A 23,067-nucleotide genomic window follows, 5' to 3' on the forward strand; every position below is an offset into this window, starting at 1 on the left:
ATACGGCGGACACACAGGCTATTGCAATGAAACCCTGTTTGCATCCGGCAGAAACCGCTTCTCTAGATTTGGCATTTATCAAATTTTAGCGAATAATACGACACATCGAAATTCACAGAACGTTGCTATAAACCGGCATGTATCTTTTTGATTTCGATTTTGATGGCGGAAGTCGTTTGGACGCGCTGAAGGCTCTTCAGCGCTACTATCCCGATTACTCAGGCAAAAGGCGGGCGCTGAAAGCGCTGAATGCCATCAACCAACTCAGCATAAGGGTCCCGGCCGGCAGCATCCCAAAGATTGCCCGGATCACGCCCTTGATTCCGCGGGCTGAGGCCACGGGCACCCGTGCCTATCTTCTTCACAAGGTGTATCAAAATGACCGCGCCTACATTTTCGATCAGGATCGGGAGGGCCAAACCGTCGACGTTATCAAAGTCGCGTTGAGCGCTGGCGCGGCGGCGGGCCTGAAGCGAGAGGCCGAAACGCTCAGAACATTGTACGGGCGAACCGAATTCACCATTCCGGAAGTGAAGGCGTATAGAATCTGGGAAGACGGTTGCCTCATTCGGATGAGCGCAGTTTCATCCGACCAGGTCGCTCACGACAAACGCAGGCCATTGCCGGAAGCGGTGTTTGACGCTGTTGCGATACTTCGTGTTTCGAATGCGCCAAGATCGCTCCAGGCTTGCCAGATTGATGGCTGGCAGGAAGCGCGTCGTCGCATCCGCACAACCTCTATTGAGCGTGTCGCAATGGATATCCGTTGTGAGGATGAGTTTGAAGTTTCTGCGGCGCACCGGGATCTCGGTTCGGAAAATGTCTTCAGCCGCCCTGACGCTCGGGGAGTAGCGGATTTCACCCTTATCGATTGGGAGTTCTTTTCAGATACTGCGCCGGCCATGACGGATCGCGTCAGCCAATGGCTCGGCTGCCGTCATCGGGACATCAAGGGCTGGCGCGGACCGGACAGGAATGCGCTTGCAGAAGAGTTCCTTGCCGATTTTCATAACACTCCGGGTGGTCAGACGGCCGCCATTCTCGCACTGCTCCACCTTGCTGAACTGGGTATCGATCTGGCTTGTTACCTTACCGGAGAGAAAAAATAATCGTCTGCGACAACATAGTTTTCGAGCTGCAATCTGTCGGCGGCGTTTCGAAATACTGGTCGGAAACGATTAAGCGCCTAGACAATTCCCTTGATGCTCTGAGCTTTCTCGAAGGCCCCTGTGTAGAGCAGAATATCTTTCGTGCCGAATTGAGTTTGCGGAGTCCGGTTTTCCCAGATCGGGGTTGGTTGTTGCGGCGGAGACTTTTTTCTTCTCGAGTTCAAGCTGATGTTTTTCATTCCAGCTACTACCGTATCTCTCATCAAACTAAGGCCAATATTGTAACTATTCACGACTTCATGAACGAACTCTTCCCGACTGGACCGCGTGATGTTCTTTTGGCGAGATTGAAGCGGCGGGCCTGTCGAAATGCCAAGATGATCGTGGCTGTATCGGAAAGAACCAGGCAGGACCTTCTGAAGCATTATCCGTTTGTCGATCCTGGACGGGTCAAGGTGATATATAATGGCGTTGACGGTTCCTTTTATCCAGATCCCCGCAAGCACCCGTTTGGCATTGACGGGAGGTCATTAACGCCGCGGGGTTATTTTCTGTATGTCGGTGGTCGCGGATACTGCAAAAATTTCCCTCTCGTACTCAGGTTTCTGGCGGAATCTCGTCGGCAGGGCCTAGAATTGCCGTTGATCACAGTGGGCGGTGGACCGCTTACCGAAAGCGAATGGACCTTTGCGCGGGAGTTGGGGATACAGGAAAGCGCAATCCATCAGTACTATCACCTTCCCACTTCCGAACTGCGTGTTCTGTATTCCAACTGCATGGCGTTGTTGATCCCGTCGATCTACGAGGGCTTTGGCTTGCCTGCCGCGGAAGGTGCGAGATGCGGTGCGCTTGTCCTTTCGGCCCGCGGATCCGCGCTGGACGAAATTGTCGGCGAAACGGAATTTGCCTTTGATCTTCGCCGCGAGGAGGAGGCGTCTCGTCTCCTGTCGCTTGGTCTGGAATCTCAATACGGTGAGTCGGAACGCGTACGCATGCAAGAGCGCTCGAACAAATTCAATTGGGATTCGTCGTCCGAAAGATTGATTGAAGTCTACAATGAGATCTGAGGGACATAACAAAGGTGAACGTTTACCTATCACGGTCGTCATACTGACCAAAAACGAAGAGAAAACTGTTTGTGATGCTATCGCGTCCGTGCTGGATGACTTCGCTGAGGTCGTCGTGCTTGATAGCTTTAGCACGGACCGAACGGAGGAATGTGCGCGGTCGGCGGGCGCCAATGTGGTCAAGAATGAGTTCAAAGGCTATGCCAGCCAACGCAACTTCGCGCTACGTGAAATGCCGAGGGCGACGGATTGGGTATTCTTCCTGGACGCCGATGAAAGAATATCGAAAGAGCTTACTGCTGAACTCAGACGTGATTTCCTGCGGCTCTCGGAAACGTGCCGTTTGTTGTACGTGCGCCGCAAGGACATGTTCGAGGGCCGGTGGATCAAGCGCAGTTCAGGATATCCGACATGGTTCGGGCGACTCTGCCACGCACCATCTGTGACGGTCCGACGGGAAATCAACGAAGAGTTTCATTGCCAGGGAGCAACCGAGCGCTTGAAGGAACATCTGCTCCACTTTCCGTTCCAGCGGGGCCTCAGTCATTGGCTCGAAAGGCACAATTCTTATTCCTCCCTCGAAGCGGCCACCAAGGTAGAGGGCGAGAAAGCTGACGTCCGGCTACTTTTCACCGGCGACCCCGGATTGCGTCGCAGAGGCCTGAAGCAAATCTACATGCGCTTGCCGTTCCGGCCACTTGTAGGGTTTCTGTATCTCTATGTCTTCAAAGGCGGCTTTCTGGATGGGCGTCCGGGCTTACGATACGCTTTGCTCAGAGCGTTCTACGAACTGATGATCTCAATAAAGCTCGACGAGATACGCGCGGCCAAAATTCGTGATGTTTCCATCAAAAAGGATCGTCGCTGATGGCCTGGGCAAAGTATATTGTCGTGATCGGACCGGACGGCAGCGGAAAGACGAGTGTGGCCGACATGTTGGCCCAGTCCCTGAGAGACGAGGGGCGACATGTAGCCCGGAAAAACTTCTCTTTCGGCTTCATGCCCCCGGTTTCGGCGCTCTTGGGGCGTCGCAAGCTGAAAGAATTTCGCGAAGGCGAACCCAACTCGGGCATGGTGAAACCTTTGGGGCGCGCGCACGCCATGTTTCTGGCGTGCTGGTACGGCATTGATCACCTTCTGGGGTATCTTGGCCCACAATGCTGGCGGAAGAATGCAGTCGTAGTTTTTGCACGCTCGTATCACGATTTTCTGTATCAACGCGCGTACCTGAAACTGCCACCAGTGCTGCCTCGTTTCTTCCTCGCACTGGGGCCCAAGCCCGATCTTGTCGCGACCCCTATGCGCGACCCGCAATCCATTCATGATCAAAAGCCGGAACTAACGGCCACTGAGATCACTGAGCAATACGAACGGATTTTGCAGCGGTTTCAACGATACAGCTATTTCGCGGCAATTGATGCGTCCGAGGGCACTGAAGCGACTGTGAAAAGCATCCGTCAAAGAGCTCACCTGTGAAGCTTCAGGAAGCAGCCCTGTCGATCGTCGAACAGATGTTTGCCTCGGCCTTCACATTCTTTGCCATCGTGTTTGCAGCCCGATTGCTGGCGTCTGACTCCCTGTCGCTCTATACGGCGTATTTCAGCCTCAACCAGTCCTTTTCCTTTTTCCTGATGGGGATGGTGCTGTTTCCGATCGCGTCATCGAGCGGCTCTGATGCGGGTCGCCAACTGGGGACATCGGTCGTTCTGCTCGGTTTCTTGTTGGTGTGCTTCGCGCTTGTCGCTCCAATGGCCATGCGCATGTTTGAAAGCTTCGAGGGGCGCATAAACTTTCAGACCACGGCTCTGGCCGTTATTTTCTTCATCTCGCAATGTTTTTTCGAAAGCGCGCGCTGGCTCACTATTCGGCTTCACGGCGCAAGGGTGACGCTCACAGGGACGATTGCGCGTTTTGTTTTGTTTTTCGGCACACTCTTTCTATTGGGTTCCGGGCGGCTTGATGGGCCCGTGTTCACCCTTGCGCAGGTTGCTGCCAACTTTTTCGCCGTGTCGATTTATGCATTCGTTTTGTGGCCGTCGCTTTGCAAGATCGAACTTTGTTTGCCGGGCAGATATTATTCGTTTCACTTCGCAACTCTTGGCAATTCCAGCGCCAACTTTGCTACAAACTTCGCAGCGGTAGTACTCATTGACCGTGCATGGGGCGCTGGCGGACTGGCAGCCTTTCAGGCAATGCGCTCAGTGACCAATCCGGTCGGGTTGCTCAGCCAGGTGATCGACAATCACATCAGCGCCAAACTCTCACAAACCGGTCGCAACTTTAACTTTGGTGCAAGCCATGTCGGCTTTGCTGCCACGGCAGTGCTTCTGGCCACAATGGTGGCAACGCTGATCGGTCCTTGGGCGACAGAACTGATACTGGGTGAAGACTTCGTGCCATGGTGGCCCCTCTTTCCCACGATGCTTTTTGCCTCGCTCGCACATGCGGCGACGCGGCCGGTTCTCGGCCGTTGGCGGATAGCGGGCAATGTGTGGGCTCTGAATGTCTATTCCTTGTTGGTATTGTTCGGCGTCCTGCCCATGATGCTGATGCTTGGAGCGATAGGGGAAACGCGCATTCTTGTTCTTGTTTTTGCAGCGCAGCCCTTCGTTTGCTTTGTCGTGCTGTATTTCAACAGCCGGTTTGGCTCTTTCAAGGACGAGTGAACAGTGGCCGCTTCCATTCCCACCGCATCTGATGCGCTGATTGCCGCACTAAAGGCATTGAACGCCGCAAACCTCCCCTTCGTTGTGCTGCGAAACCATGAAGGGCTTCCCCACCATTGGAGCAACGACGTAGACATTCTGGTTGAACCAGTCGCGTTGGAGGAAGCGCACAAGACAGTTCTTGATGCCGTTCAGAAAAACTCAGCCAACCGTCCTATAGACGTAATGCGGCGCCTGAACTTTCGCGCAACCCGGCTTTCCTGCGCTGATCGCGTCCTTCAGGTCGACCTTTACTCGCTGCTCAGCAAGGCTTGGGTGACTTACGCCGATACCATGCGAATACTGGAGGCGCGCCAATCTGCGAATTCGCTTTTCGCTGTACCGGAGCCGACGCATGAAGCTTTGCTGATCGCCGCAAAGGAACTGTTCTCGTACAGGGAAATCCGAAAGCGCTATCATGCACAACTGGCCGGGTTTGATGCTGCGAAAGCCGAAGCTGCCGCAGAATCTGTTTTCGGTCCGTATGTCAGTTCAAGCGGGCTGAGCCTCCTTATCGAAGCGTTGAAAGATCCGACAGTTAGGGGCTACCCGGGCTTGCGATTAGGGCGGCAAATGGACGTGGTCTCAGCTGTCCGTTGGGCCGCGTTGCGCAGGAATGGTTGGATCGCTCAAGCTTCGATCAAAGGCACGGTGCGCAGTTAGACCCGCGGATTATTAATCCTCGGCTGAGTGTTTTGATGGGGAAGCGGGGCGGGTGGTGCTGTGAAGGAGGTCCAATTAAACATTCATCTGGAATTTGCCTCCGACACCGATGCCATGTCTTATAGATGAACCTTTGCAACTTCACAGTGAAAGCGCGAATTGCTTCGTTTGGTTTCAGCCACGTTCTGTGTTTTCTATCCGCTACTGATTGTTTCAGTAAATAGTCCGCTTTTATCTGATGCTTTCATTTCTGCAAACCAAGCATTCAGGCACATTCTGGTATGGTCGATGGCAGTTTGCGCCGTGGTCGAACGTCGCGCAACCCTGTCCAACCGGCGCATCGCCGCTTGCGTAAAAATTTCCGCGCTGGCGTCGGTGATAGCCGTCTTGCTTTGGGTTGGGAAAACCGGGCTCGGTGCGCAAAAGTCGATAGCAAGCCTCTACAACGCATTTGAACCCGTTGTTGTGATCCTGTGCGCGTCGGGTCTTTCCCTGACGATGGTTCGGCGCTCGCATGCGGCTTTGTTCGTAAGATCGCTGGTTGTTTGGCTGCTCGTCTTTGCGGCCATACACGTCATGAGCGGCTTTGATCTTAACACCAGCGTGTACGGGCGCCTCCGTTGGACATTTGGGTTCGTTCATCCTGGAAAAGTGGCGCAATTGGTCATGTTGGTGGTGCTATTTCATGTATTTAGTGAGGGGCGCGATAAATCTTTGCGGAGTTCTGCATATTTGTTTTTTGTAATGATCTCTGCTGGCTTGGCTGTCTTTATGACAAGTACCCGTGCAATGTTTGTGGTTTACTTCATCACGCTTGTGTATCTGATTAGTGAGGGCGTAAGGTCAGATCAAAAAGCCCCTCTGGCATGGGCTTGGGGGGCGGGACTTGTTGGCGTTGCCGCATATCTTTTTGTTGGTATTGACGAGGCATCGCGTCATTTTCTCCTAAGTGGAAGGATTGCGTGGCTGCTTCAAAGTGTCGATCTGAATTTCGGGGGGAGGGGGCTGGCGCCATTTTTTTTGGGTGTTTTTGACGACCCGGTCGGCAACTTGAGCAATGTTTCTAGTTATTCAGGAAGCGATATCATTTCATTTAGGGTTGATAGTGGTTATTTGGAAGTTGTTACAAGTAGTGGATTTTTGGTTCTGGCGCTACTTTCCGTAGTACTTTTGATTATGGTGCAAGCGTCAACGAAGCGAGATCTGAGAAGTGCAGCCCTTGTAGCCATTCTTGGATTTTTTCTGGCCGGAGAATCTGGATTCTTCGCCGTCGGGAATTCGTTTGGCCTAATGGTCGTCACTCTGGCGATGGTGGCAATGCGATCACCCAGGCATCGATTCTAGCAACAGTCAGGGTCTGATTGCGCCGATAGTCGTGACGGCATTGCGGGTTCAGATTCTACTTGGAAACATGTCGATTGAGACCTGCCTGTGAAAAAGCGTCGGACCACACACTGAGTTTGATTGGTTGGGCTTCGACTACGGGCTCCAAGTCCCTACTGTCGTATGCCAGCGCTTTTCCGTCCATGAGTGGCCGCGCCTTGTCCCGGACGAGACCGCATTGATCGAGGAGAATATGGTGCTGATGGTGGAACCGGGGAGCTATGTCCCGGGCCTCGGTGGTATCCGCACCGAGTTCATTCTGCGGGTCACCAGATCAGGAGCGGAGGCGCTGGCGACCTTCTAGTGCCTGTCCTGCGTGGTGGAACCGGCTGGCAAGCGGGTTTTGTCGGTTCTGCGGGCCGGACCGGTCCCGCTAGACCGCGCCCCAGACAACCATGCCCCCCCAGACAACCAACCCGACGCCGGCGGCTTTCGCAACCCGGTCGCCCAACGGCGTCAGTTTCTCCACCGCCACGAAAAGCGCGAGGCCGACGATCCAGTAGAGGTTCATGATCCCGCCCGCGAACAGGAGCGCCATAAGCGCCGAGCAGCAGCCGAGGCAGTAGGCGCCATGGTGCAGCCCCATGTGAAAGGCGCCGCCGATCCCGTCGCGTCGGTGCTCGGACAGGAACCTTGCCGGCGACTGGCATTGCCGCAGGCAGGACGCTTTCAGCGGCAGGAACTGGTAAATGCCGGCTGCGATCAGGAGCAATCCGCCGGGCCAGGTGTCGATCAGGACCATCATGGTGGCGGAGACACGGCCGGTCGCCTCCAGCCCCCATTGCGCGGCGGTGGCGAGCACGCTGAACATGGCCCATATCGCAAGATAGCCTGCGAGGAATGCCGTGGACCGGCCCGCGACCCGACCTGGACCGGCATGGCGCAGAAGCGCAACATGGAGCAGGACGGTCGGCGCGACGCTCGGGACCATCATGGCCGCCATCATGACCCACCACATCAGGAAGACGAGGACCGCGTAGCCCGTGCTCCACGCGCCCGCCGCTTGCGGTCCCGGCATGTCGCGCATGTCGCGCATCGCGGTCATTTCGAGAGCTGACATGCGCATGCCCACGCCGTAGACCGTGTAGAGGCCGGCGAGCAGAACAAGCGTGCCGAGCAGGGCCGCGACGAGCCGCCGGTCGCGCCGCAAGAGCCGCTCGGCTACGTCCTGTCCCGTCACCGGCGGTGATACGCTCCGGTCAAGCGGCTTCGAGGACGCCGGCATTGTTCATGTGGATCTCGACCAGATGGGCGTGGCTGTCCGTGTTGCCCGTCAGCGATATCTCGCCTTGGGTCGTCGTCGTGCCTTTCGCCACTTCGGCAATCCGGTATTCGAACCCGTGGGGGAGGTCGATCCGTGCCCGATGCTCGGCGCCCGTGACCGGGTTGACGAGCGGTCCGGCGGTCGTCTCGAAAATGTCGCCGGCCTTCACATGGCCCTTGCGGGCGGCAATATCGACATCGACCGCAACAGGGCGGTAGAGCGTGTCGAGTTTCGTTGGGGACATGGCGGCATAGACCCACCAGAAGGTGGCCATCTCCTCTGTGTCCCCTCCGGTAAAAATGCTCTGGAGCGCGGCGCGCTGCGCCTTGCTGGCCTTCTCGTCGATGATGATCTGCATCGTGCCATTGCCCTCATGCACCGCACCGGGCCACTTGTAGAGCACGGCCGACGTGATGCCGGACAGATCGACATCGCCATAGTGCCCCTTGCTGATGACGAAGCCGACCGCCGCTTCGCATGTGCCTTTGGTCGGAAGCGACATGAACTGGCACGGGCACCCCGTGTCACAGTTGCAGTTCGCCAACTCGTAGCCATGAATTTCCCAAGGTGTCATCTCGCATCCCCCACAGTGCAAATGATCAGAGGATGATACCACATATTCGTCAAAATATGCGGTGATGTATGCGTCCGTATTTTCAGTTGCCGGTCAGTATCTTGACGCTACATGCTGTAAATGCAGGTCAGAATACTTGTCGTTTTAAGTTGGACGAGGCGCCGCGATTGTGAGGTTGCCGAAACCGAGCCTATTCCTTTACTCGCAAATGCACGCGAAGTCCGGGGCGCAGATAGCCTTCGGGGTTCGGAAACTCGACGATCACCGATCCTTCGCCGGTCTCGAGATTCATGTCGAAACCGACTGACACCGCATAACCGAGTTCCGAATAGGCGCCGCCGTTCGGGCCGATCATCTCGAACTCCAGCTTGCGGGCCTCCTCCAGCGTGTAGCCGCCTTCCTGAATGCGCCGGACAACCTCCTCGGGGCGGATCGGGATGCGCACATGGATCGGGTCGAGTTGCACGATATTGGCAATCGCGCCGGACAGGGCGGCGCTGTAATTCCCGCCGACAACGACCTTGGGCGCGGAAATGAGCCCGTCCGCAGGTGCATAGATGGAGTGGCGCTGCAATTCCTCCCTCGCGATGGCAAGCTCTGCCTCGGCGACCTTGAGGTCGAGCTCGAACACCTCGACATTGAACTCCGCATCCCCCAGCGCGGCTATCGACACGGCCTCCCGCCGTTCCAGCTCCTGCTGGCGCTCCAGATCCGACCGGCCCTCCGTAAGAATGGCCTCGGCGCGGGCGAGCTTGACTTCAGCCAACTGGACCTCGAGCGCGGCGGCGGAAGCATCCATTTCGACGAGCAGGTCGCCTTCCGACACAAACTCCCCTTCTGAAAAGTGGAGCGCCGAAATGTGGCCATCGACAGATGTCGTGACTTCCCAGGCATTGGCGGCGAAAGTCACGCCGGGGAGAAGGCGCTGGAGTTCTTGTGCATTGGCGGATGTCACCATGAGAGTGGCAAAAGCGACTGGAATCAGCGACCCCAAAATCTTGAACAGGCGCCTCATTGTGTGACCTCCGTCGTTGAATGTCCCCGTGCAAACTATCATGGCGCGTGATGATTGTCTTGCTCGGCACTCTCTGTTCGTTTGCAGGTATTCGATGGATTCAGGGTCTGAGTGAAGCTGTTGTTATTGCGCGATGATCTGCTGCGCGTTGTGTCAGGCCTCAACTGGTTTGGGTCGCCAAATTTGGCTGTGGCTAAGGGCATTTTAGTGCAGGACTTTGGTGTGAAAATTCAAAATACTTGAGTTGAGAGTCTTTTTAGAGTGAATTGAACGCCTATAGAAGTAGCTTAACCGGTGCTAAATTGAAGTTTGTATTCAACTTGTTTGTCATTCTGGGCATCAGTGCGCTGATCTTCGGAGGCATAGAGCTGACGGTCCGTCTGTTTTTCCCCCAGACCGTTTCGACGACGTATATCGAGGGCGGTCCGATGGCCGTCCCTGACCCGACCCTGGGCTACCTGAACAGACCAAATACCGTCGCGAGAGTTGCCGCGCCTGAATATGATGCTGAGTATCGGGTGGACGCCGATGGCTTCAGATATGGCGCGGAAGGTGGTCAGTCTTTCGCCACAAACAACGCAAGAACCGTTCTGCTTATCGGCGACTCCTTCACGTTTGGCGCGGCAAATCACTATAAGGACACATGGGCTGCAAGGCTGGCTGAAGCCGCCGATGCGGCAGGCCAGCCGGTAAATCTCGTGAATGCGGGTGTGCCGGGGTACAGTACGACGCAACAGGCTCTTTATCTGGAAAGGCTCTTTGACGACCATCAGCCCGAAACCGTGATACTGATGTTCTTGCCGAACGACCTGTTTGCAAACGAGCCAATTCGGACGGTCGACGGTTTGGAGGTGGCGGAACGGGATGCAAGTTCCGTCACCGGCGGACGTGCGAAGAAGAAGTCGTCTCTGCAGTCTCTGACGCTGTTGAAGCGTCTTCTAATGAATTTCGACGGGACGTATGTCGGTCTCTACCTCATGACGCCTCGACGACAGTTCTTCGAGGTTCCGCAATCCGACCTGATGACCCGCAAACTCGAAACGACGAAAGATGTTATCGCGCGAATGGCCGATTTCACTCGGTCGCATGGGGCGGAGTTGCTCGTGATCTCGGTTCCGCAACTGGCGCAGGTCCTTGTCGCCGCGTCCGGTGCACCTGACCCTTCTATTGATGTGCACCTCATCGATCGCTTGCTGGGTGACTTTGCCGACACGCAGGGGGTCCGCTGGGTTTCCACGTTGGGTCCCCTGACAGAGGCATATCTGAGGGATGGGCGTGATCTCTACTTCCGATTCGACGGGCATCTCAATGCGCGCGGGAACGCGTTGATGGCGCAGTTGGTTCAGGACGCGCTCTTGTCCGAATTACGCATCCGGTCGGTTTCGTCCGATTGAACGAAATCAGGTGAATCGGCTCCCATAATCCTTGCTGCGTAAGAGCAGAGGCGACTCCCATATCGTTATTGAACTTGTCGGCTCTTGCAGCCCCTGCCAGAAGTCGGTTTCGCACGGCAAAAAAATTGACAAGTCATATTTGTCTGATAAATAGGATGATACGAAACAAGGGGTCTTCATGGCTGAAACGGTATCACTTACGGCGCGGAGCGGGCTGAGCTGGCAGATAGCCAGCGCCATCGGCACGCGGATCGTCAACGGCGAATATGCGCCTGGCGACGTGCTGCCGACCGAGAGTGATCTGGGCGAGGCCTACAATGTCGGGCGCTCCGCCGTGCGCGAGGCGATCAAGATGCTCGCCTCCAAGGGGTTAGTAGATGCCCGCCCGCGGCGTGGCACGATCGTGTGCGAACGCAACGCCTGGAGCTTTCTCGACGCGGACCTTCTGAGCTGGCTTGAGGGCTCGGCGCCCGATCAGGAATTCCTGCTGGAGCTGGTCGACATGCGCATGGCCATCGAGACCGAGGCCGCGGCGCTCGCGGCCGGTCGGTCGGTGGCGCAAGAGGTCAAGGAAATCCGCGCGGCCTACGAGAAGATGGTCGCCGCCGAGATCGGGCAAGCCGACCCGATCGCGGCCGATCTCGAATTTCACAAGGCGATCGTGTCAGCGAGCGGCAACCGGTTCATGCGGCCGCTGGTGGCAATCGTCTCGACCGCACTGCGGTTCAGCTTCCGCTACACAAACGCGCTTGCGGGCGCGCATGTGGGCGATCTCGAAGAACATGAACGTATCCTTCTCGCGATCGAAGCCGGGGACGCCGAAGGCGCCCGCGCCGCGGTCCGCTCGCTGCTGCAAAGCGTGCGCGACGCGGTCGAGCGCGGGGGACAAAAGAATTCCGACGGACTTGAACAGACATAGGAGGCTTCGGAATCCGCCAGCCCGAGGAGGGACCAAGGCGGTAGAGAAACGGGACCGATGAGCGGCCCGTCAACTTGGGAGGACAGAATGAATATCTCACTCAAGGCTGCAGCATGCGCTGCGGTCATCGGCGGAGCCGTGCTCGGCGCCATCTCGCCCGCCATTGCCGACGACCATTCCGACCAGCGCTACGTGATGGTCGTGCCGATCGCCGGCCACCCGTTCTGGGTGCCGATCCGTCAGGGTGCACAGGATGCAGCCGACCAGCTCGGCGTCGAGTTCGAGTTCACCGGTCCGGTGGAATTCGATGCCATCGCCCAGCAGAACCAGATGGAACAGATCGCGCTGACCCAGCCGACCGCCTTCCTGACCGGTGCCTTCGATCCGTCCATGTCCGATGTGATCGACCGGGTGACCGACATGGGTGTGCCGGTCGCGACCTTCGACAGCGACGCGCCTGAATCCAAGCGCATCACCTTCGTCGGGCCGGACCACTACAATGTGGGCTACCAGTACGGCAAGAAGATCGTCGAGCTGATCTCGGCGGAAGGCAAGGACGAGGGGCAGATTGGCCTACTGACGGCAATCAACCAGACCAATCTGCAAGTTCGCATCCAGGGCCTGAAAGACTATCTGGCTGCCAACGCCCCCAGTTTCGAGGTTGTTGCGGTCGAAGACAACCAGGGAGATGACCAGGTCACTGCAGAGCGCACCAAAACGATGCTGCTCGGCAACCCCGACATTGACGGGATCGTGGTCATCAACGCGACCGGCACCGGTGTGGCCACCGCGCTGACCGAACTCGACATGAAGGGCAAGGTGCAGGTTGTCACCTCCGACGTGTTCGATCCGATCCTCTGCGGCATCATGGATGGTGCGATCCAGACCACGAGCGCGGTGAACACCTATCTCGAAGGCTACATGTCGCTGCTGCTGGCCTACCAGTATGTGAACGGCAATGTCGACAAGGTGCCGGGTGCCGATGTGGGCGTCTCCAAACTGCCGCCGGTCATCGATCCGGGCCTGTTCTTCATCACTGAAGAGAATGCCGAAGTCTTCCTGACCGGAAGCTGTTCCTAACCGTTGCCCGGCCGCCGCGGATACGCGGCGGCCGGTATCCAACCTGGAGTGAATGAAATGACCGCAACACAAGTGGAACGGCCCAGCCTGGGGCGCCGCGAAGGGATCGAGTGGAAACGGATCCTGCTGACGCGCGAGATGATCGTCTTCGTGATGATCCTGCTGCTCGGGATCGCCTCCACGATGATCTCGCCCTATTTCCTGACCGCCGCAAATATCAAGAATGTCGTCATCGGCATGTCGGTCGAGATGGTTGTGGCCATCGGGCTGACCCTTGTCCTGATCTCCGGCGGGATCGACCTGTCGGTGGCCTCCGTCGTCGCGCTGTCCGCTGTGGTGGTCGCGCTGGTGTTCGATGCAGGCGGATCGGTGCCGCTCGCCCTGTTCGCAGGCATCATGTCGGGCGTCATCGTGGGCGCCGTCAACGGCGCGCTGATCGCCTATGTGAACCTCAATCCGCTTATCACGACGCTCGGCACGATGACGATCTTCCGCTCGGCGGTCTACATCCTGTCCGGCGGCTATGCCATGTCCTCGATCCCGGCATCCTTCAAGGAGATCGCCAACGGGACCTGGGTACTTGGCCTGCCCAATCTCGTCGTGCTGACCGTGCTTCTGGTGCTGGTGTTCCACGTGCTCGTGGCGAACAATGTCTGGTTCCGGAAATTTTCCTTCCTCGGCGGCTCGGAAATGGCGGCCGTACGGGCGGGGATCAACACGCGCCGGCTGAAGATGCTCGGCTACATCATCTGTTCGGTTCTGGCGGCGGTCGCCGGGATCATCGTCGTGGCGCGCCTCGGCTCGTCCTTCCCCAACACCGCTCAGGGGATGGAACTGCGTGTCATCACCGCCGTCATCGTCGGCGGCTGTTCGATCTATGGCGGCAAGGGCACGATCATCGGTGCCGCGCTCGGCGTCCTGTTCCTGGCGCTCGTCAACAACATCCTCGTCCTCAATTCGGTGTCGGTCTACTGGCAGGGGGTGGCCTCGGGCTGCGTCCTCATTCTCGCCATCCTCTCGGACGCAATCATCAACCGGGGGAAACGCTCATGAGCCGGCAAGCTTTGGTGGAAATGACCGGGATCGAAAAACGGTTCGGTCCGGTCGAGGTGCTCAAGGGCGTCGATTTCGAACTCTATGAGAACGAGGTTCTGGCCCTTCTGGGGGACAATGGCGCGGGCAAGTCCACGCTCATCAAGGTCCTCTCGGGCTACTACCAGCCCGACGCGGGCGAGATCTCGGTCGGCGGCGAGGACCGGAAGTTCGGCACGCCGCAGGACGCACGCGAAGCGGGGATCGAGACGATCTATCAGGATCTCGCGCTTTTCGACAATCTGGACGTGGCGGCCAATGTCTATGCCGGCAAGGAGATCGTCGGTGGCGGCTGGCGGAAGCTCCTCGGCTTCGTCGATCACAAGACCATGCGTGAAACCGCGGCCGACGCCGTGTCGAAAATGGCGATCAACATCCCGCGGATCGACGTGGAGGTGAGTGCCTTCTCCGGCGGTCAGCGTCAATGTGTGGCGCTTGCGAAGTCGATCATGTGGGGCCGCAAGGTCGTCATCATGGACGAACCGACAGCCGCGCTTGGCGTCCGCGAGACGGGCAAGGTGCTCGACCTCATCCGCACCCTCAAGAGCCACAATCTGAGCGTCATCGTCATCATGCACAATATCGAGCATGTCATGGAAGTGGCCGAACGCGCGATCGTCATGCGCTCGGGCACGCGGCGGGGCACGGTGGACCTGAAGGGCCCCGACGACCGCGAAAGCCACGACAAGATCGTCCAGATGCTGATGTGACGTCCGGGCAGGGAAGAAAGCAAAGCACATGAACAGCTACGACCTGAAAGGCCAGCGCGCCATCGTCACCGGTGGCGGGCGTGGAATGGGCCTCGGCATCGCGGACCTTTTCCTCAAGAGCGGCGCCTCCGTGTCGCTCTGGGACATCAGCGCCGACACGCTGGCGGACGCGGCGGCCACGCTTGACGCGGGCGACCGTGTGGACACGCAGGTGGTCGATGTCTCCGACCTGGCCTCGGTGGAGGCCGCGACGGCCGCCGTACGCGACCGGTTCGGCGGCATCGACATCCTTGTGAATGCCGCCGGAATTGCCGGAGGCAACATGCCGCTCGACAGCTACGACGTGGACCTGTGGAACAAGACCCAGGCGATCAATGTCAACGGCACGTTCCACACCTGCCGCGCTGTCGTGCCGGTGATGAAAGAGGGGGATTACGGCCGTATCGTCAATGTCTCCTCCATGGCAGGCAAAGACGGCAACCCGAACGCGAGCGCCTACTCCGTCTCCAAGGCGGCAGTGATTGCACTGACCAAGTCGCTTGGCAAGGAACTGGCGACGACCGGCATCCGCGCAAATGTCATCACACCGGCCGTGATCGAGACCCCGATGGTGGCCGCGGTCACGCCTGAACAACTCGAATATATGCTGGCAAAAATCCCGATGGGGCGCATGGGCACCGTCGCGGAGATTGCCAACCTCACCGCATGGCTCTGCAGCCGCGACTGTTCCTATTCGACCGGCGCCGTCTTCGACATTTCCGGCGGCCGGGCCACCTATTGAAGGATTTCAGCAATGAAACTCGTACGTTTTGGTGATGCCGGTGCCGAGAAACCGGGCCTGATCGACGCCGCCGGCGACCTGCGCGACCTGTCTGCGGAAATTGACGACGTAACAGGTGCCGTGCTCGGCCCCGATATGCTCGACCGCCTCAGGGCCATCGACACGGACGCGCTCCCGTTTGTGCCGGGTCAGCCCCGCATCGGCCCCTGCGTGGGCGATATCGGGCGCATCATTTGCATCGGACTCAACTATTCCGACCATGCTGCCGAAAGCGGCATGGCCGAACCTGACGAACCGGTCATCTTCATAAAAGGGTGTGCGGCAACGGGGCCGAACGACACAGTCACCATCCCGCTCGGGGCGACCAAGCCCGACTGGGAAGTGGAACTGGCGGTCGTCATCGGCAGCCGGACCCAGCATGTCTCCGAAGACGACTCGCTCGACCATGTGGCCGGATATGCGGTCGCCAATGATGTCAGCGAACGGGCTTTCCAGCATGAAATGGGCGGCCAGTGGACCAAGGGCAAAAGCTGCGAGGGGTTCGCGCCTCTCGGCCCGTGGCTCGTCACCGCGGACGAGGTCGGCGATCCGCAAAAGCTCGGCATCTGGCTGGAGGTGAACGGCCACCGCTATCAGGACGGATCGACCGCCGACCAGATTTTCGGCGTCCGCACGGTGGTGAGCTACCTGTCGCGCTTCATGGTGCTCAATCCCGGCGACGTCATCTTGACCGGCACGCCCGCAGGCGTCGGCGCCGGCATCCAGCCCGAACCGGTCTGGCTGAAGCCCGGCGATACGGTGCGGCTCGGCATCGACAAGCTGGGCGTGCAGGAACAGCGCTACGTGGCCTTTGAAGCCGCCCAGTCCGTGGCTGCACAATGAGCGGCCGCAAGCTCCGGTCGAGCCAATGGTTTGGCAATGTCGACAAGCTCGGCTTCACCGCCCGTGGCTGGATGAAGAACCAGGGCCTCCCCGACGACCAGTTTGACGGTCGGCCGGTGATCGGCATTTGCAACACCTGGTCGCAACTCACGCCCTGCAATGCGCATCTGCGCGAACTGGCCGAGAAGGTCGCCCGTGGCGTGCATGAAGCCGGCGGCTTCCCGGTCGAGTTCCCGGTGATGAGCCTTGGCGAGACGCTGATGCGCCCCAACGCGATGATGTTCCGCAACCTCGCCGCGATGGATGTGGAGGAAACGATCCGCGCCAATCCGATCGACGGTGTGGTTCTGCTCGCGGGCTGCGACAAGACCACACCGGCCACGGTGATGGGGGCCGCCAGCTGCGACGTGCCGACGATCGTCGTCTCCGGCGGACCGATGCTGAACGGGCGCCATCGTGGCCGGCAGATCGGATCGGGCACCGACGTGTGGCGCCTGTCCGACGAGTTGAACACCGGCAAGATCACCAAGGCCGAGTTCATCGAGGCGGAAAGCTGCATGAACCGCTCCGCCGGGTCCTGCATGACGATGGGCACGGCGTCCACCATGGCATCGATGGTCGAGGCGTTGGGTCTGGCCCTGCCGACAAACGCGGCCATCCCCGCCGTGGACAGCCGGCGCAAAACGCTTGCGCAGATGGCCGGCCGGCGGATCGTCGACATGGTGACCGAAGACCTGCGTATCTCCAAGATCCTGACGAAAACCGCGTTCGAGAACGCGATCCGTGTCAACGGCGCGATCGGCGGGTCGACCAACGCGGTGCTCCACCTGATCGCCATCGCCGGCCGGATCGGCGTGGACCTGACGCTGGAGGATTGGGACCGGCTCGGGCGCGACATGCCCTGCCTCGTCAACCTCAAGCCGTCGGGCGATTTCCTGATGGAAGATTTCTATTATGCCGGCGGACTGCCTGCGGTGATGAAGGAGATCGACAGCCATCTCGACGGCGCGGCCATCACCGTGACCGGCAAGCCCTTGTCCGATGGATATGCGGATGCGGAATGTTTCGACCGCGACGTGATCCGGACCCTCGACGCGCCCTTCAAATCCCTTGGCGGTATCGCCGTGCTCAAGGGCAATCTGGCGCCGAAAGGCGCGGTGCTCAAACCGTCTGCGGCGAGCCCGAAGCTGATGCAGCATCGCGGTCGTGCCGTCGTTTTCGAGACCTATGACGACTACAAGCGGCTGATCGACGACGAGAGTTTCGACATGTCGCCCGATGATATCATGGTGACGAAAATGTGCGGGCCGCGCGGCTATCCGGGCTTTCCCGAGGTCGGGAACATGGCTCTGCCCCGACGGTTTCTCAAAGCCGGTATCACGGACATGATCCGCATTTCGGACGCCCGCATGTCGGGCACCGCCTACGGCACGACGATCCTCCATGTCGCGCCGGAGGCCGCCGCGGGCGGGCCGCTCGCAATCGTGCGCACCGGTGACATGATCGAGATCGACGTGCCGAACCGGCGACTCCATCTCGACCTGCCGGAGGAGGAGATCGCCCGCCGTCTGGAACTGTTCGAGACGCCGCCGCTGTACCTCGACAGCGGCTATTCCCGGCTCTACCAGGAGTCGGTCCTGCAGGCCGACAAGGGCGCGGATTTCGACTTCCTTGTCGGGTGCCGCGGCACGCCGCCGCCGAAAGACCCGTTCTGATGCCGGCGAACTACCCGGACCTTGAGGGACGGACCGTTTTCATCACCGGCGGTGCGGCAGGTATCGGTGCGGCGATGGTGCGGGGATTTGCAGGGCAGGGCGCGCGCGTGGCCTTCGTCGATATAGACGAGGCCGCGGGCACGGCTCTGGCGGAGGAGACCGGCGCAGCCTTCACGCCGTGCGATATCCGCGACGTTGACCGGCTCGAGGAGATCATCGCCGCGACCGGCGCGCGGTTCGGACCGGTGCGTGTGCTCGTCAACAACGCTGCCAACGACCAGCGCCACGACGTGGAGGAGGTCACGCCCGACTACTGGCGCGAGCGTCTGTCGATCAACCTCGACCATGTGTTCTTCGCGGCCCGTGCCGCGCGGCGGCAGATGGGCCCGGAGGGCGGCGGGGCGATCATCAATTACGGCTCCACCAACTGGCTGGTGGGTGGCACGGGCATGATCGCCTACCAGGCGGCCAAGTCTGCCATCCACGGGATCACGAAGGGGCTCTGCAACGAATTCGGTCCGGACAATATCCGGGTCAACTGCATCCTGCCGGGCTGGGTGATGACCGAGCGCCAGCTGGCGCTCTGGATGGATGAGGACGGCGCCCGATGGCTCAGTGAGCGGCAGGCCCTGCCGGGGCGGATCTCGCCCGAGAACGTGGCCGACATGGCGCTGTTTCTCGCCTCCGACGCCGCCGCCATGTGTTCGGGCCAGTTCTTCACCGTGGACGGAGGCATGATCTGATGGCGGTGCGGACCGGCGACTATGTCATACATGACGACCGGTTCTGCGACCTCATCCTCGGTCCCCATGTGGCCGTGGAACAGCTTTGGGACGGCGGCCGCTGGACCGAGGGACCGGTCTGGTTCGGTGATGCGGGGCATCTCCTGTGGTCCGACATCCCCAACAACCGGATCATGCGCTGGACCGAAGATGGCGTCTCGACCTTTCGTGCGCCATCCGGTTTCGCCAATGGCCATACACGCGACCTGCAGGGGCGGCTGGTCAGCTGCGAACACGGGCCGCGGCGCGTGACACGGACCGAGTTCGACGGAACGGTGACCGTTCTGGCAGACAGCTTTGCGGGCAAGCGGCTCAATTCACCCAATGACGTGGTCGTCGCGGCGGACGGCGCGGTCTGGTTTACCGATCCCGACTACGGGATCCTGACCGATTTCGAGGGCCACGCGGCTGCCCGCGAGCAGTCGGGGTGCTTCCTCTTCCGTCTGGACTTGGAAAGCGGCGATCTTGCGGTGATGGCCGATGATTTCGCGAAACCCAACGGGCTCGCATTCTCGCCCGACGGGCAGCGGCTCTATGTGGCCGATACCGGCCGGAGCCACGATCCCGAAGGGCCGGGCCATATCCGCGCATTCGATGTCGGGCCGGACGGGCTCCTGTCGGGCGGCAAGGTGTTCGCAGCCCCGGATCGCGGGCTGGCGGACGGGTTCCGCTGCGATCTTCACGGCAATCTCTGGTCGAGCGCGGGCGACGGCGTGCACTGTTTCGCGCCAGACGGCACCTGTCTGGGGCGCATCCTGATCCCGCAAGTTGTGTCGAACTGCACCTTCGGCGGACCGGCGCGCAACCGGCTTTTCATCACCGCAACCACTGGCCTTTATGCCGTGTTCCTCAACACGCGCGGGGCCGGAGCACACTGAACGGACGGGGGCAGCAATGAGCGACAAGAGACCACAGGATGCCCGCGGAACTGTCCGGCGCGACGCGGATGTGATCATTGTCGGGGCGGGCGCCGCCGGTGTCGCGGCCGCTGTCACCGCCGCGCGGCAAGGGCTCCGGACGGTGCTGCTTGAACGTTACGGTTTTTGCGGGGGTGGCGCGGTTGCGGGCCTGTCGGGCACCGTCTGTGGTATCTATGAAGCTACCGATGATGCGGGCGCTCCGCCGCGCAAGGCCGTTTTCGGCTTCCTTGACACATTCATCGCGGAGATGGAGGCTCGCGGCGGGCTCGGGCCGCCGGTGCGCTATGGCAAGACCTTCACCCGTGTCCATGACCAACTCATCTGGCGTGAGGCCGCAGACGCGCTCCTTGAATCCGCAGGCGTAGAGATATTCTTCCACACGACCGTGGCGGCGGTGACCCTCGACGGCGACCGGGTTCTGGGCGTGACCGCTCATACCAAGGAAGGCACGTTCGACTTCCGCGCGCCCGTCACGATCGACGCAAGCGGCGATGCGGATGTGACCGCCATGGCCGGGTTTCCGAACTTCATCGGTGACGAGGGCCGCGTCCAGAACCCGACAATGATCTTCCGTCTGCTCGGCGTGGATGTGGACCGCTTTCTTGCCCGCTACGGGTCGGACACGATCATGCCGCCCGATGTCACCGAGATGATCCAGACCGCCAATGCAGGCAACGAATACCGTCTTCCGCGCTCGAAGATCTGGATGTTCACCACGACGCGGCCGGGCGAGTTGCTGGCCAACTGCACGCGGATCGTGGGTCGTGACGGGCGCGAACTGAACCCGCTTTTTGCCGCTGACTTCACCGAAGCCGAGGTCGAGGGCCGCCGCCAGATGCGCGAGTATGCCCGCTTTTTCCGCGACCATATCGAGGGCTGCGAGGACAGTTTCGTCAATGACACGGGCGTGCAGGTCGGCGTGCGCCAGACCCGCCAGATCGACGGTGTGTACCGGCTGCGAAATGCGGATGTGACCGGCGGTGCCAAATTTGCCGACGGGATCGCCCGTTCGCCCTGGCCGATCGAACTGCATGCCGGTGCGAAACCCAAGGTCCACTGGCTCCTCAACGATGTCTACGAGGTGCCGTACCGGTGTTTCGTGCCTGCGCGCGGCGAGGGGCTTATTGCGGCCGGACGCTGCCTGAGCGCCGAGCATGAGGCCGTCGCCTCGGCCCGTGTCACGGCCCAATGCTTTTCCTATGGCCATGCGATCGGCCATGCGGCAGCGATCTGCGTCAAGGAGGGCCTGCAGCCCCGTGACGTGGACGGCGCGCGTATCCGGCGCATCCTCAACGATGAAGGAGCGAGGTTGGATGGTTGAACGTCAGTTGCGCAGCAATTTCGAACCGGGCACCACGCGCTGGGCCGTGCGGCGCGCGCAGTGGCTTGCCATGGGCCTCAGCGAGGAGGACCTCCTGAAGCCGAAAATCGCGGTGGTGAACAGTTCCTCGAAACTCTCGGTCTGTTTCCAGCATCTCGACGGCGTCTCCGAGACGGTGCAGGCCGCGATCCGAGACGCGGGCGGTGTGCCGTTCGAGATCCGCACCGTCGCGCCGTCCGATTTCATTACCTCTGCCGGACGTCAGGGGCGCTATCTGATGCCGACCCGTGATCTGTTGGTGAACGATGTCGAGGTGCAGGTCGAAGGCGCGGAACTTGACGGGATGATCCTGCTATCTTCCTGTGACAAGACCACGCCCGCGCACTTGATGGCTGCCGGCCGGCTGGACATTCCCGCGCTCATCCTGACCTGCGGCTACCAGTTGGGTGGCGACTGCGCCGGCCGCCATGTGGATATCGAGACGCTCTACAATTCCGTCGGCGCGCTGAAGGCCGGGCAGATCGATCTGGCCGACCTGAAGGCCATGTCCTGTCAGGCCATCACGGGGCCGGGGGTCTGTGCGGGGCTTGCCACCGCCAATTCGATGCATGTCACAGCCGAGGCGCTCGGCATGACGGTGCCCGGAAATGCGCCGATCCGCGCCGGCTCCGACAGGCTCGCGGACTATGCGCGCAAGGCCGGCACCCGGATCGTGCAGATGGTCGATGAGGGGCTGACCGCGCGCAAGGTCCTGACGCCCGCCGCGTTCCACAATGCGGTGACGGTCGCCATCGCGCTGGGCTGCTCGGTCAATGTCGTGCGGCACCTGATTGCCAGCGCCATCGAGGCCGAGGCGGATTTCGACGTGCTTGCCGCCTTCGACAGGCTGGGGCGGGACCTGCCGCAGATCACGCAGGTCCGGCCCAACGGGCCGACGCGGATCGAGGAACTGGACGCCGCAGGCGGGTGCCGTGGCGCGATGGTCCAGCTCCGCGACCGGCTCGATCTGGCGGCGATGACCGCGTCGGGGCAGCGGCTCGGAGATGTGCTCGACGCCGCGCCTGCGCCTGATGCAACTGTGATCCGGCCGCTGGCCGATCCCTTCCGGCCCGATCCGGGGCTTCTGGTGCTGAAGGGCAGCCTCGCCCCTGACGGGGCGATCGTGAAGCTATCCGCCGTTCCGGGGGCCGTGCGCCGGTTCAGCGGTCCGGCCCGTGTGTTCGAGGATGAGAGCGAGGCCATCGCAGGACTTGGCGACGGCTCGATTTCCAAGGGCGATGTGATCGTCCTGCGGATGCTCGGCCCGAAAGGCGGACCGGGAACCGTTTTCGCCGCCAGCTTCATGGCTGCACTCGTGGGCGCCGGTCTCGGCGCGGATGTGGCCGTGGTGACGGATGGTGAATTGTCGGGCCTCAACAGCGGGATAACGGTCGGCCAGGTCATGCCGGAGGCGGCCGAGGGCGGGCCGCTTGCCGTCGTTCGAGACGGCGATACGATCACCATCGACATGGAGGCGCGGTCCCTCGATCTGGGTCTTGAAGCGCCCGCGCTTTCTGACCGGCTGGCGGCGCTCGACCTCGAATTGTCCGAAGAACGTCCGGGCTGGCTGCGCTTCTATCGCGACCTGGTGCAGCCGCTCTCGAAGGGCGCGGTACTCGGGACCCGCTAGCGCAGGTCCGTTCTCCCCGCGG

At 60.3% G+C, this 23,067-nt stretch carries 23 protein-coding genes; 20 read left to right on the forward strand and 3 right to left on the reverse strand.

All coding sequences use genetic code 11. From position 1 onward, the window contains the following. The first annotated feature begins 137 nt into the window (after positions 1-137). The 8 genes from GSH16_RS06110 (at position 138) to GSH16_RS15990 (ending at position 7,231) form a co-directional block, all read left to right on the forward strand. Complete coding sequence (locus tag GSH16_RS06110) at positions 138-1,109, forward strand: hypothetical protein (protein ID WP_160853099.1); 972 nt, start codon at positions 138-140, stop codon at positions 1,107-1,109. Next, on the forward strand, positions 1,082-2,176 hold the full coding sequence (locus GSH16_RS06115; RefSeq protein ID WP_160853101.1) for a glycosyltransferase family 4 protein: 1,095 nt from the start codon (positions 1,082-1,084) through the stop codon (positions 2,174-2,176). Before GSH16_RS06110 ends, GSH16_RS06115 begins: the two co-directional genes overlap by 28 nt. Further along, positions 2,166-3,044, forward strand: a complete 879-nt coding sequence (locus GSH16_RS06120; protein WP_160853103.1) for a glycosyltransferase family 2 protein — start codon at positions 2,166-2,168, stop codon at positions 3,042-3,044. Before GSH16_RS06115 ends, GSH16_RS06120 begins: the two co-directional genes overlap by 11 nt. Continuing rightward, positions 3,044-3,652, forward strand: coding sequence for a nucleoside/nucleotide kinase family protein (locus tag GSH16_RS06125; protein ID WP_160853105.1), 609 nt, complete (start codon positions 3,044-3,046; stop codon positions 3,650-3,652). The genes GSH16_RS06120 and GSH16_RS06125 overlap by 1 nt, the downstream gene beginning before the upstream one ends. Then, positions 3,649-4,842 (forward strand): hypothetical protein, encoded by a 1,194-nt coding sequence (locus GSH16_RS06130; RefSeq protein WP_160853107.1) that lies wholly within the window; start codon positions 3,649-3,651, stop codon positions 4,840-4,842. The genes GSH16_RS06125 and GSH16_RS06130 overlap by 4 nt, the downstream gene beginning before the upstream one ends. A gap of 3 nt (positions 4,843-4,845) precedes the next feature. Then, on the forward strand, positions 4,846-5,544 hold the full coding sequence (locus GSH16_RS06135; RefSeq protein ID WP_160853109.1) for a hypothetical protein: 699 nt from the start codon (positions 4,846-4,848) through the stop codon (positions 5,542-5,544). Between the two features lie 159 nt (positions 5,545-5,703). Continuing rightward, on the forward strand, positions 5,704-6,888 hold the full coding sequence (locus tag GSH16_RS06140; RefSeq protein ID WP_160853111.1) for a hypothetical protein: 1,185 nt from the start codon (positions 5,704-5,706) through the stop codon (positions 6,886-6,888). A 124-nt stretch (positions 6,889-7,012) separates the two neighbouring features. After that, positions 7,013-7,231 carry a M24 family metallopeptidase gene (locus tag GSH16_RS15990; RefSeq protein WP_160853113.1) on the forward strand — a complete coding sequence of 73 codons (219 nt, stop codon included), beginning with the start codon at positions 7,013-7,015 and terminating at the stop codon, positions 7,229-7,231. Between the two features lie 69 nt (positions 7,232-7,300). On the opposite strand, the gene GSH16_RS06150 is transcribed toward GSH16_RS15990, so the two are convergent. The 3 genes from GSH16_RS06150 to GSH16_RS06160 all read right to left on the reverse strand — a co-directional run bounded on the left by GSH16_RS06150 (position 7,301) and on the right by GSH16_RS06160 (position 9,780). Next, positions 7,301-8,107, reverse strand: coding sequence for a DUF2182 domain-containing protein (locus tag GSH16_RS06150; RefSeq protein WP_328803196.1), 807 nt, complete (start codon positions 8,105-8,107; stop codon positions 7,301-7,303). Between the two features lie 19 nt (positions 8,108-8,126). After that, positions 8,127-8,765, reverse strand: a complete 639-nt coding sequence (locus GSH16_RS06155) for a DUF1326 domain-containing protein (protein WP_160853117.1) — start codon at positions 8,763-8,765, stop codon at positions 8,127-8,129. 190 nt (positions 8,766-8,955) lie between these two features. Beyond that, positions 8,956-9,780 (reverse strand): efflux RND transporter periplasmic adaptor subunit, encoded by an 825-nt coding sequence (locus GSH16_RS06160; protein ID WP_160853120.1) that lies wholly within the window; start codon positions 9,778-9,780, stop codon positions 8,956-8,958. Between the two features lie 302 nt (positions 9,781-10,082). On the opposite strand from GSH16_RS06160, the gene GSH16_RS06165 reads away from it, so the two are divergent. The 12 genes from GSH16_RS06165 (at position 10,083) to ilvD (ending at position 23,045) form a co-directional block, all read left to right on the forward strand. Beyond that, on the forward strand, positions 10,083-11,174 hold the full coding sequence (locus GSH16_RS06165; protein ID WP_160853122.1) for an SGNH/GDSL hydrolase family protein: 1,092 nt from the start codon (positions 10,083-10,085) through the stop codon (positions 11,172-11,174). A 178-nt stretch (positions 11,175-11,352) separates the two neighbouring features. Then, the gene (locus tag GSH16_RS06170) at positions 11,353-12,093 is read left to right on the forward strand and encodes a FadR/GntR family transcriptional regulator (RefSeq protein ID WP_160853123.1); all 741 of its coding nucleotides are present in this window, start codon (positions 11,353-11,355) and stop codon (positions 12,091-12,093) included. Between the two features lie 87 nt (positions 12,094-12,180). Further along, entirely contained in the window at positions 12,181-13,173 is a 993-nt protein-coding gene (locus GSH16_RS06175) for a substrate-binding domain-containing protein (protein WP_160853125.1), read from the forward strand. Positions 13,174-13,230: 57 nt separating this feature from the next. After that, entirely contained in the window at positions 13,231-14,226 is a 996-nt protein-coding gene (locus tag GSH16_RS06180) for an ABC transporter permease (RefSeq protein WP_160853127.1), read from the forward strand. Continuing rightward, the gene (locus tag GSH16_RS06185) at positions 14,223-14,975 is read left to right on the forward strand and encodes an ATP-binding cassette domain-containing protein (RefSeq protein ID WP_160853129.1); all 753 of its coding nucleotides are present in this window, start codon (positions 14,223-14,225) and stop codon (positions 14,973-14,975) included. Before GSH16_RS06180 ends, GSH16_RS06185 begins: the two co-directional genes overlap by 4 nt. 28 nt (positions 14,976-15,003) lie before the next feature. Beyond that, positions 15,004-15,756, forward strand: a complete 753-nt coding sequence (locus GSH16_RS06190; protein WP_160853131.1) for an SDR family NAD(P)-dependent oxidoreductase — start codon at positions 15,004-15,006, stop codon at positions 15,754-15,756. Between the two features lie 12 nt (positions 15,757-15,768). Beyond that, the gene (locus tag GSH16_RS06195; protein ID WP_160853133.1) at positions 15,769-16,638 is read left to right on the forward strand and encodes a fumarylacetoacetate hydrolase family protein; all 870 of its coding nucleotides are present in this window, start codon (positions 15,769-15,771) and stop codon (positions 16,636-16,638) included. Continuing rightward, complete coding sequence (locus tag GSH16_RS06200) at positions 16,635-18,353, forward strand: IlvD/Edd family dehydratase (protein ID WP_160853135.1); 1,719 nt, start codon at positions 16,635-16,637, stop codon at positions 18,351-18,353. The genes GSH16_RS06195 and GSH16_RS06200 overlap by 4 nt, the downstream gene beginning before the upstream one ends. Next, a complete protein-coding gene (locus GSH16_RS06205; protein WP_160853137.1) occupies positions 18,353-19,096 on the forward strand; it encodes an SDR family NAD(P)-dependent oxidoreductase in 744 nt (247 codons plus the stop codon). Before GSH16_RS06200 ends, GSH16_RS06205 begins: the two co-directional genes overlap by 1 nt. Next, on the forward strand, positions 19,096-20,013 hold the full coding sequence (locus GSH16_RS06210; protein ID WP_205524027.1) for an SMP-30/gluconolactonase/LRE family protein: 918 nt from the start codon (positions 19,096-19,098) through the stop codon (positions 20,011-20,013). The genes GSH16_RS06205 and GSH16_RS06210 overlap by 1 nt, the downstream gene beginning before the upstream one ends. A gap of 16 nt (positions 20,014-20,029) precedes the next feature. Continuing rightward, positions 20,030-21,376: an FAD-dependent oxidoreductase gene (locus GSH16_RS06215; RefSeq protein ID WP_160853139.1), complete on the forward strand. Its 1,347-nt coding sequence runs from the start codon at positions 20,030-20,032 to the stop codon at positions 21,374-21,376. Further along, on the forward strand, positions 21,369-23,045 hold the full coding sequence (gene ilvD / locus GSH16_RS06220; protein WP_205524028.1) for a dihydroxy-acid dehydratase: 1,677 nt from the start codon (positions 21,369-21,371) through the stop codon (positions 23,043-23,045). The genes GSH16_RS06215 and ilvD overlap by 8 nt, the downstream gene beginning before the upstream one ends. The last annotated feature ends 22 nt before the right edge of the window (positions 23,046-23,067 follow it).

The organism is Oceanomicrobium pacificus, from assembly GCF_009833495.1.
GTDB lineage: Bacteria > Pseudomonadota > Alphaproteobacteria > Rhodobacterales > Rhodobacteraceae > Oceanomicrobium > Oceanomicrobium pacificus.

What these genes read in the sequence shown, in the direction of transcription:
- GSH16_RS06195 (WP_160853133.1), top strand. Translation starts at nt 15,769, where the DNA reads ATGAAACTCGTACGTTTTGGTGATGCCGGTGCCGAGAAACCGGGCCTG.
- GSH16_RS06190 (WP_160853131.1), top strand. Translation starts at nt 15,004, where the DNA reads ATGAACAGCTACGACCTGAAAGGCCAGCGCGCCATCGTCACCGGTGGC.
- GSH16_RS06125 (WP_160853105.1), top strand. Translation starts at nt 3,044, where the DNA reads ATGGCCTGGGCAAAGTATATTGTCGTGATCGGACCGGACGGCAGCGGA.
- ilvD (WP_205524028.1), top strand. Translation starts at nt 21,369, where the DNA reads ATGGTTGAACGTCAGTTGCGCAGCAATTTCGAACCGGGCACCACGCGC.
- GSH16_RS06210 (WP_205524027.1), top strand. Translation starts at nt 19,096, where the DNA reads ATGGCGGTGCGGACCGGCGACTATGTCATACATGACGACCGGTTCTGC.
- GSH16_RS06155 (WP_160853117.1), bottom strand. Translation starts at nt 8,765, where the DNA reads ATGACACCTTGGGAAATTCATGGCTACGAGTTGGCGAACTGCAACTGT.
- GSH16_RS06215 (WP_160853139.1), top strand. Translation starts at nt 20,030, where the DNA reads ATGAGCGACAAGAGACCACAGGATGCCCGCGGAACTGTCCGGCGCGAC.
- GSH16_RS06175 (WP_160853125.1), top strand. Translation starts at nt 12,181, where the DNA reads ATGAATATCTCACTCAAGGCTGCAGCATGCGCTGCGGTCATCGGCGGA.
- GSH16_RS06110 (WP_160853099.1), top strand. Translation starts at nt 138, where the DNA reads ATGTATCTTTTTGATTTCGATTTTGATGGCGGAAGTCGTTTGGACGCG.
- GSH16_RS06120 (WP_160853103.1), top strand. Translation starts at nt 2,166, where the DNA reads ATGAGATCTGAGGGACATAACAAAGGTGAACGTTTACCTATCACGGTC.
- GSH16_RS06205 (WP_160853137.1), top strand. Translation starts at nt 18,353, where the DNA reads ATGCCGGCGAACTACCCGGACCTTGAGGGACGGACCGTTTTCATCACC.
- GSH16_RS06200 (WP_160853135.1), top strand. Translation starts at nt 16,635, where the DNA reads ATGAGCGGCCGCAAGCTCCGGTCGAGCCAATGGTTTGGCAATGTCGAC.
- GSH16_RS06170 (WP_160853123.1), top strand. Translation starts at nt 11,353, where the DNA reads ATGGCTGAAACGGTATCACTTACGGCGCGGAGCGGGCTGAGCTGGCAG.
- GSH16_RS06160 (WP_160853120.1), bottom strand. Translation starts at nt 9,780, where the DNA reads ATGAGGCGCCTGTTCAAGATTTTGGGGTCGCTGATTCCAGTCGCTTTT.
- GSH16_RS06180 (WP_160853127.1), top strand. Translation starts at nt 13,231, where the DNA reads ATGACCGCAACACAAGTGGAACGGCCCAGCCTGGGGCGCCGCGAAGGG.
- GSH16_RS06185 (WP_160853129.1), top strand. Translation starts at nt 14,223, where the DNA reads ATGAGCCGGCAAGCTTTGGTGGAAATGACCGGGATCGAAAAACGGTTC.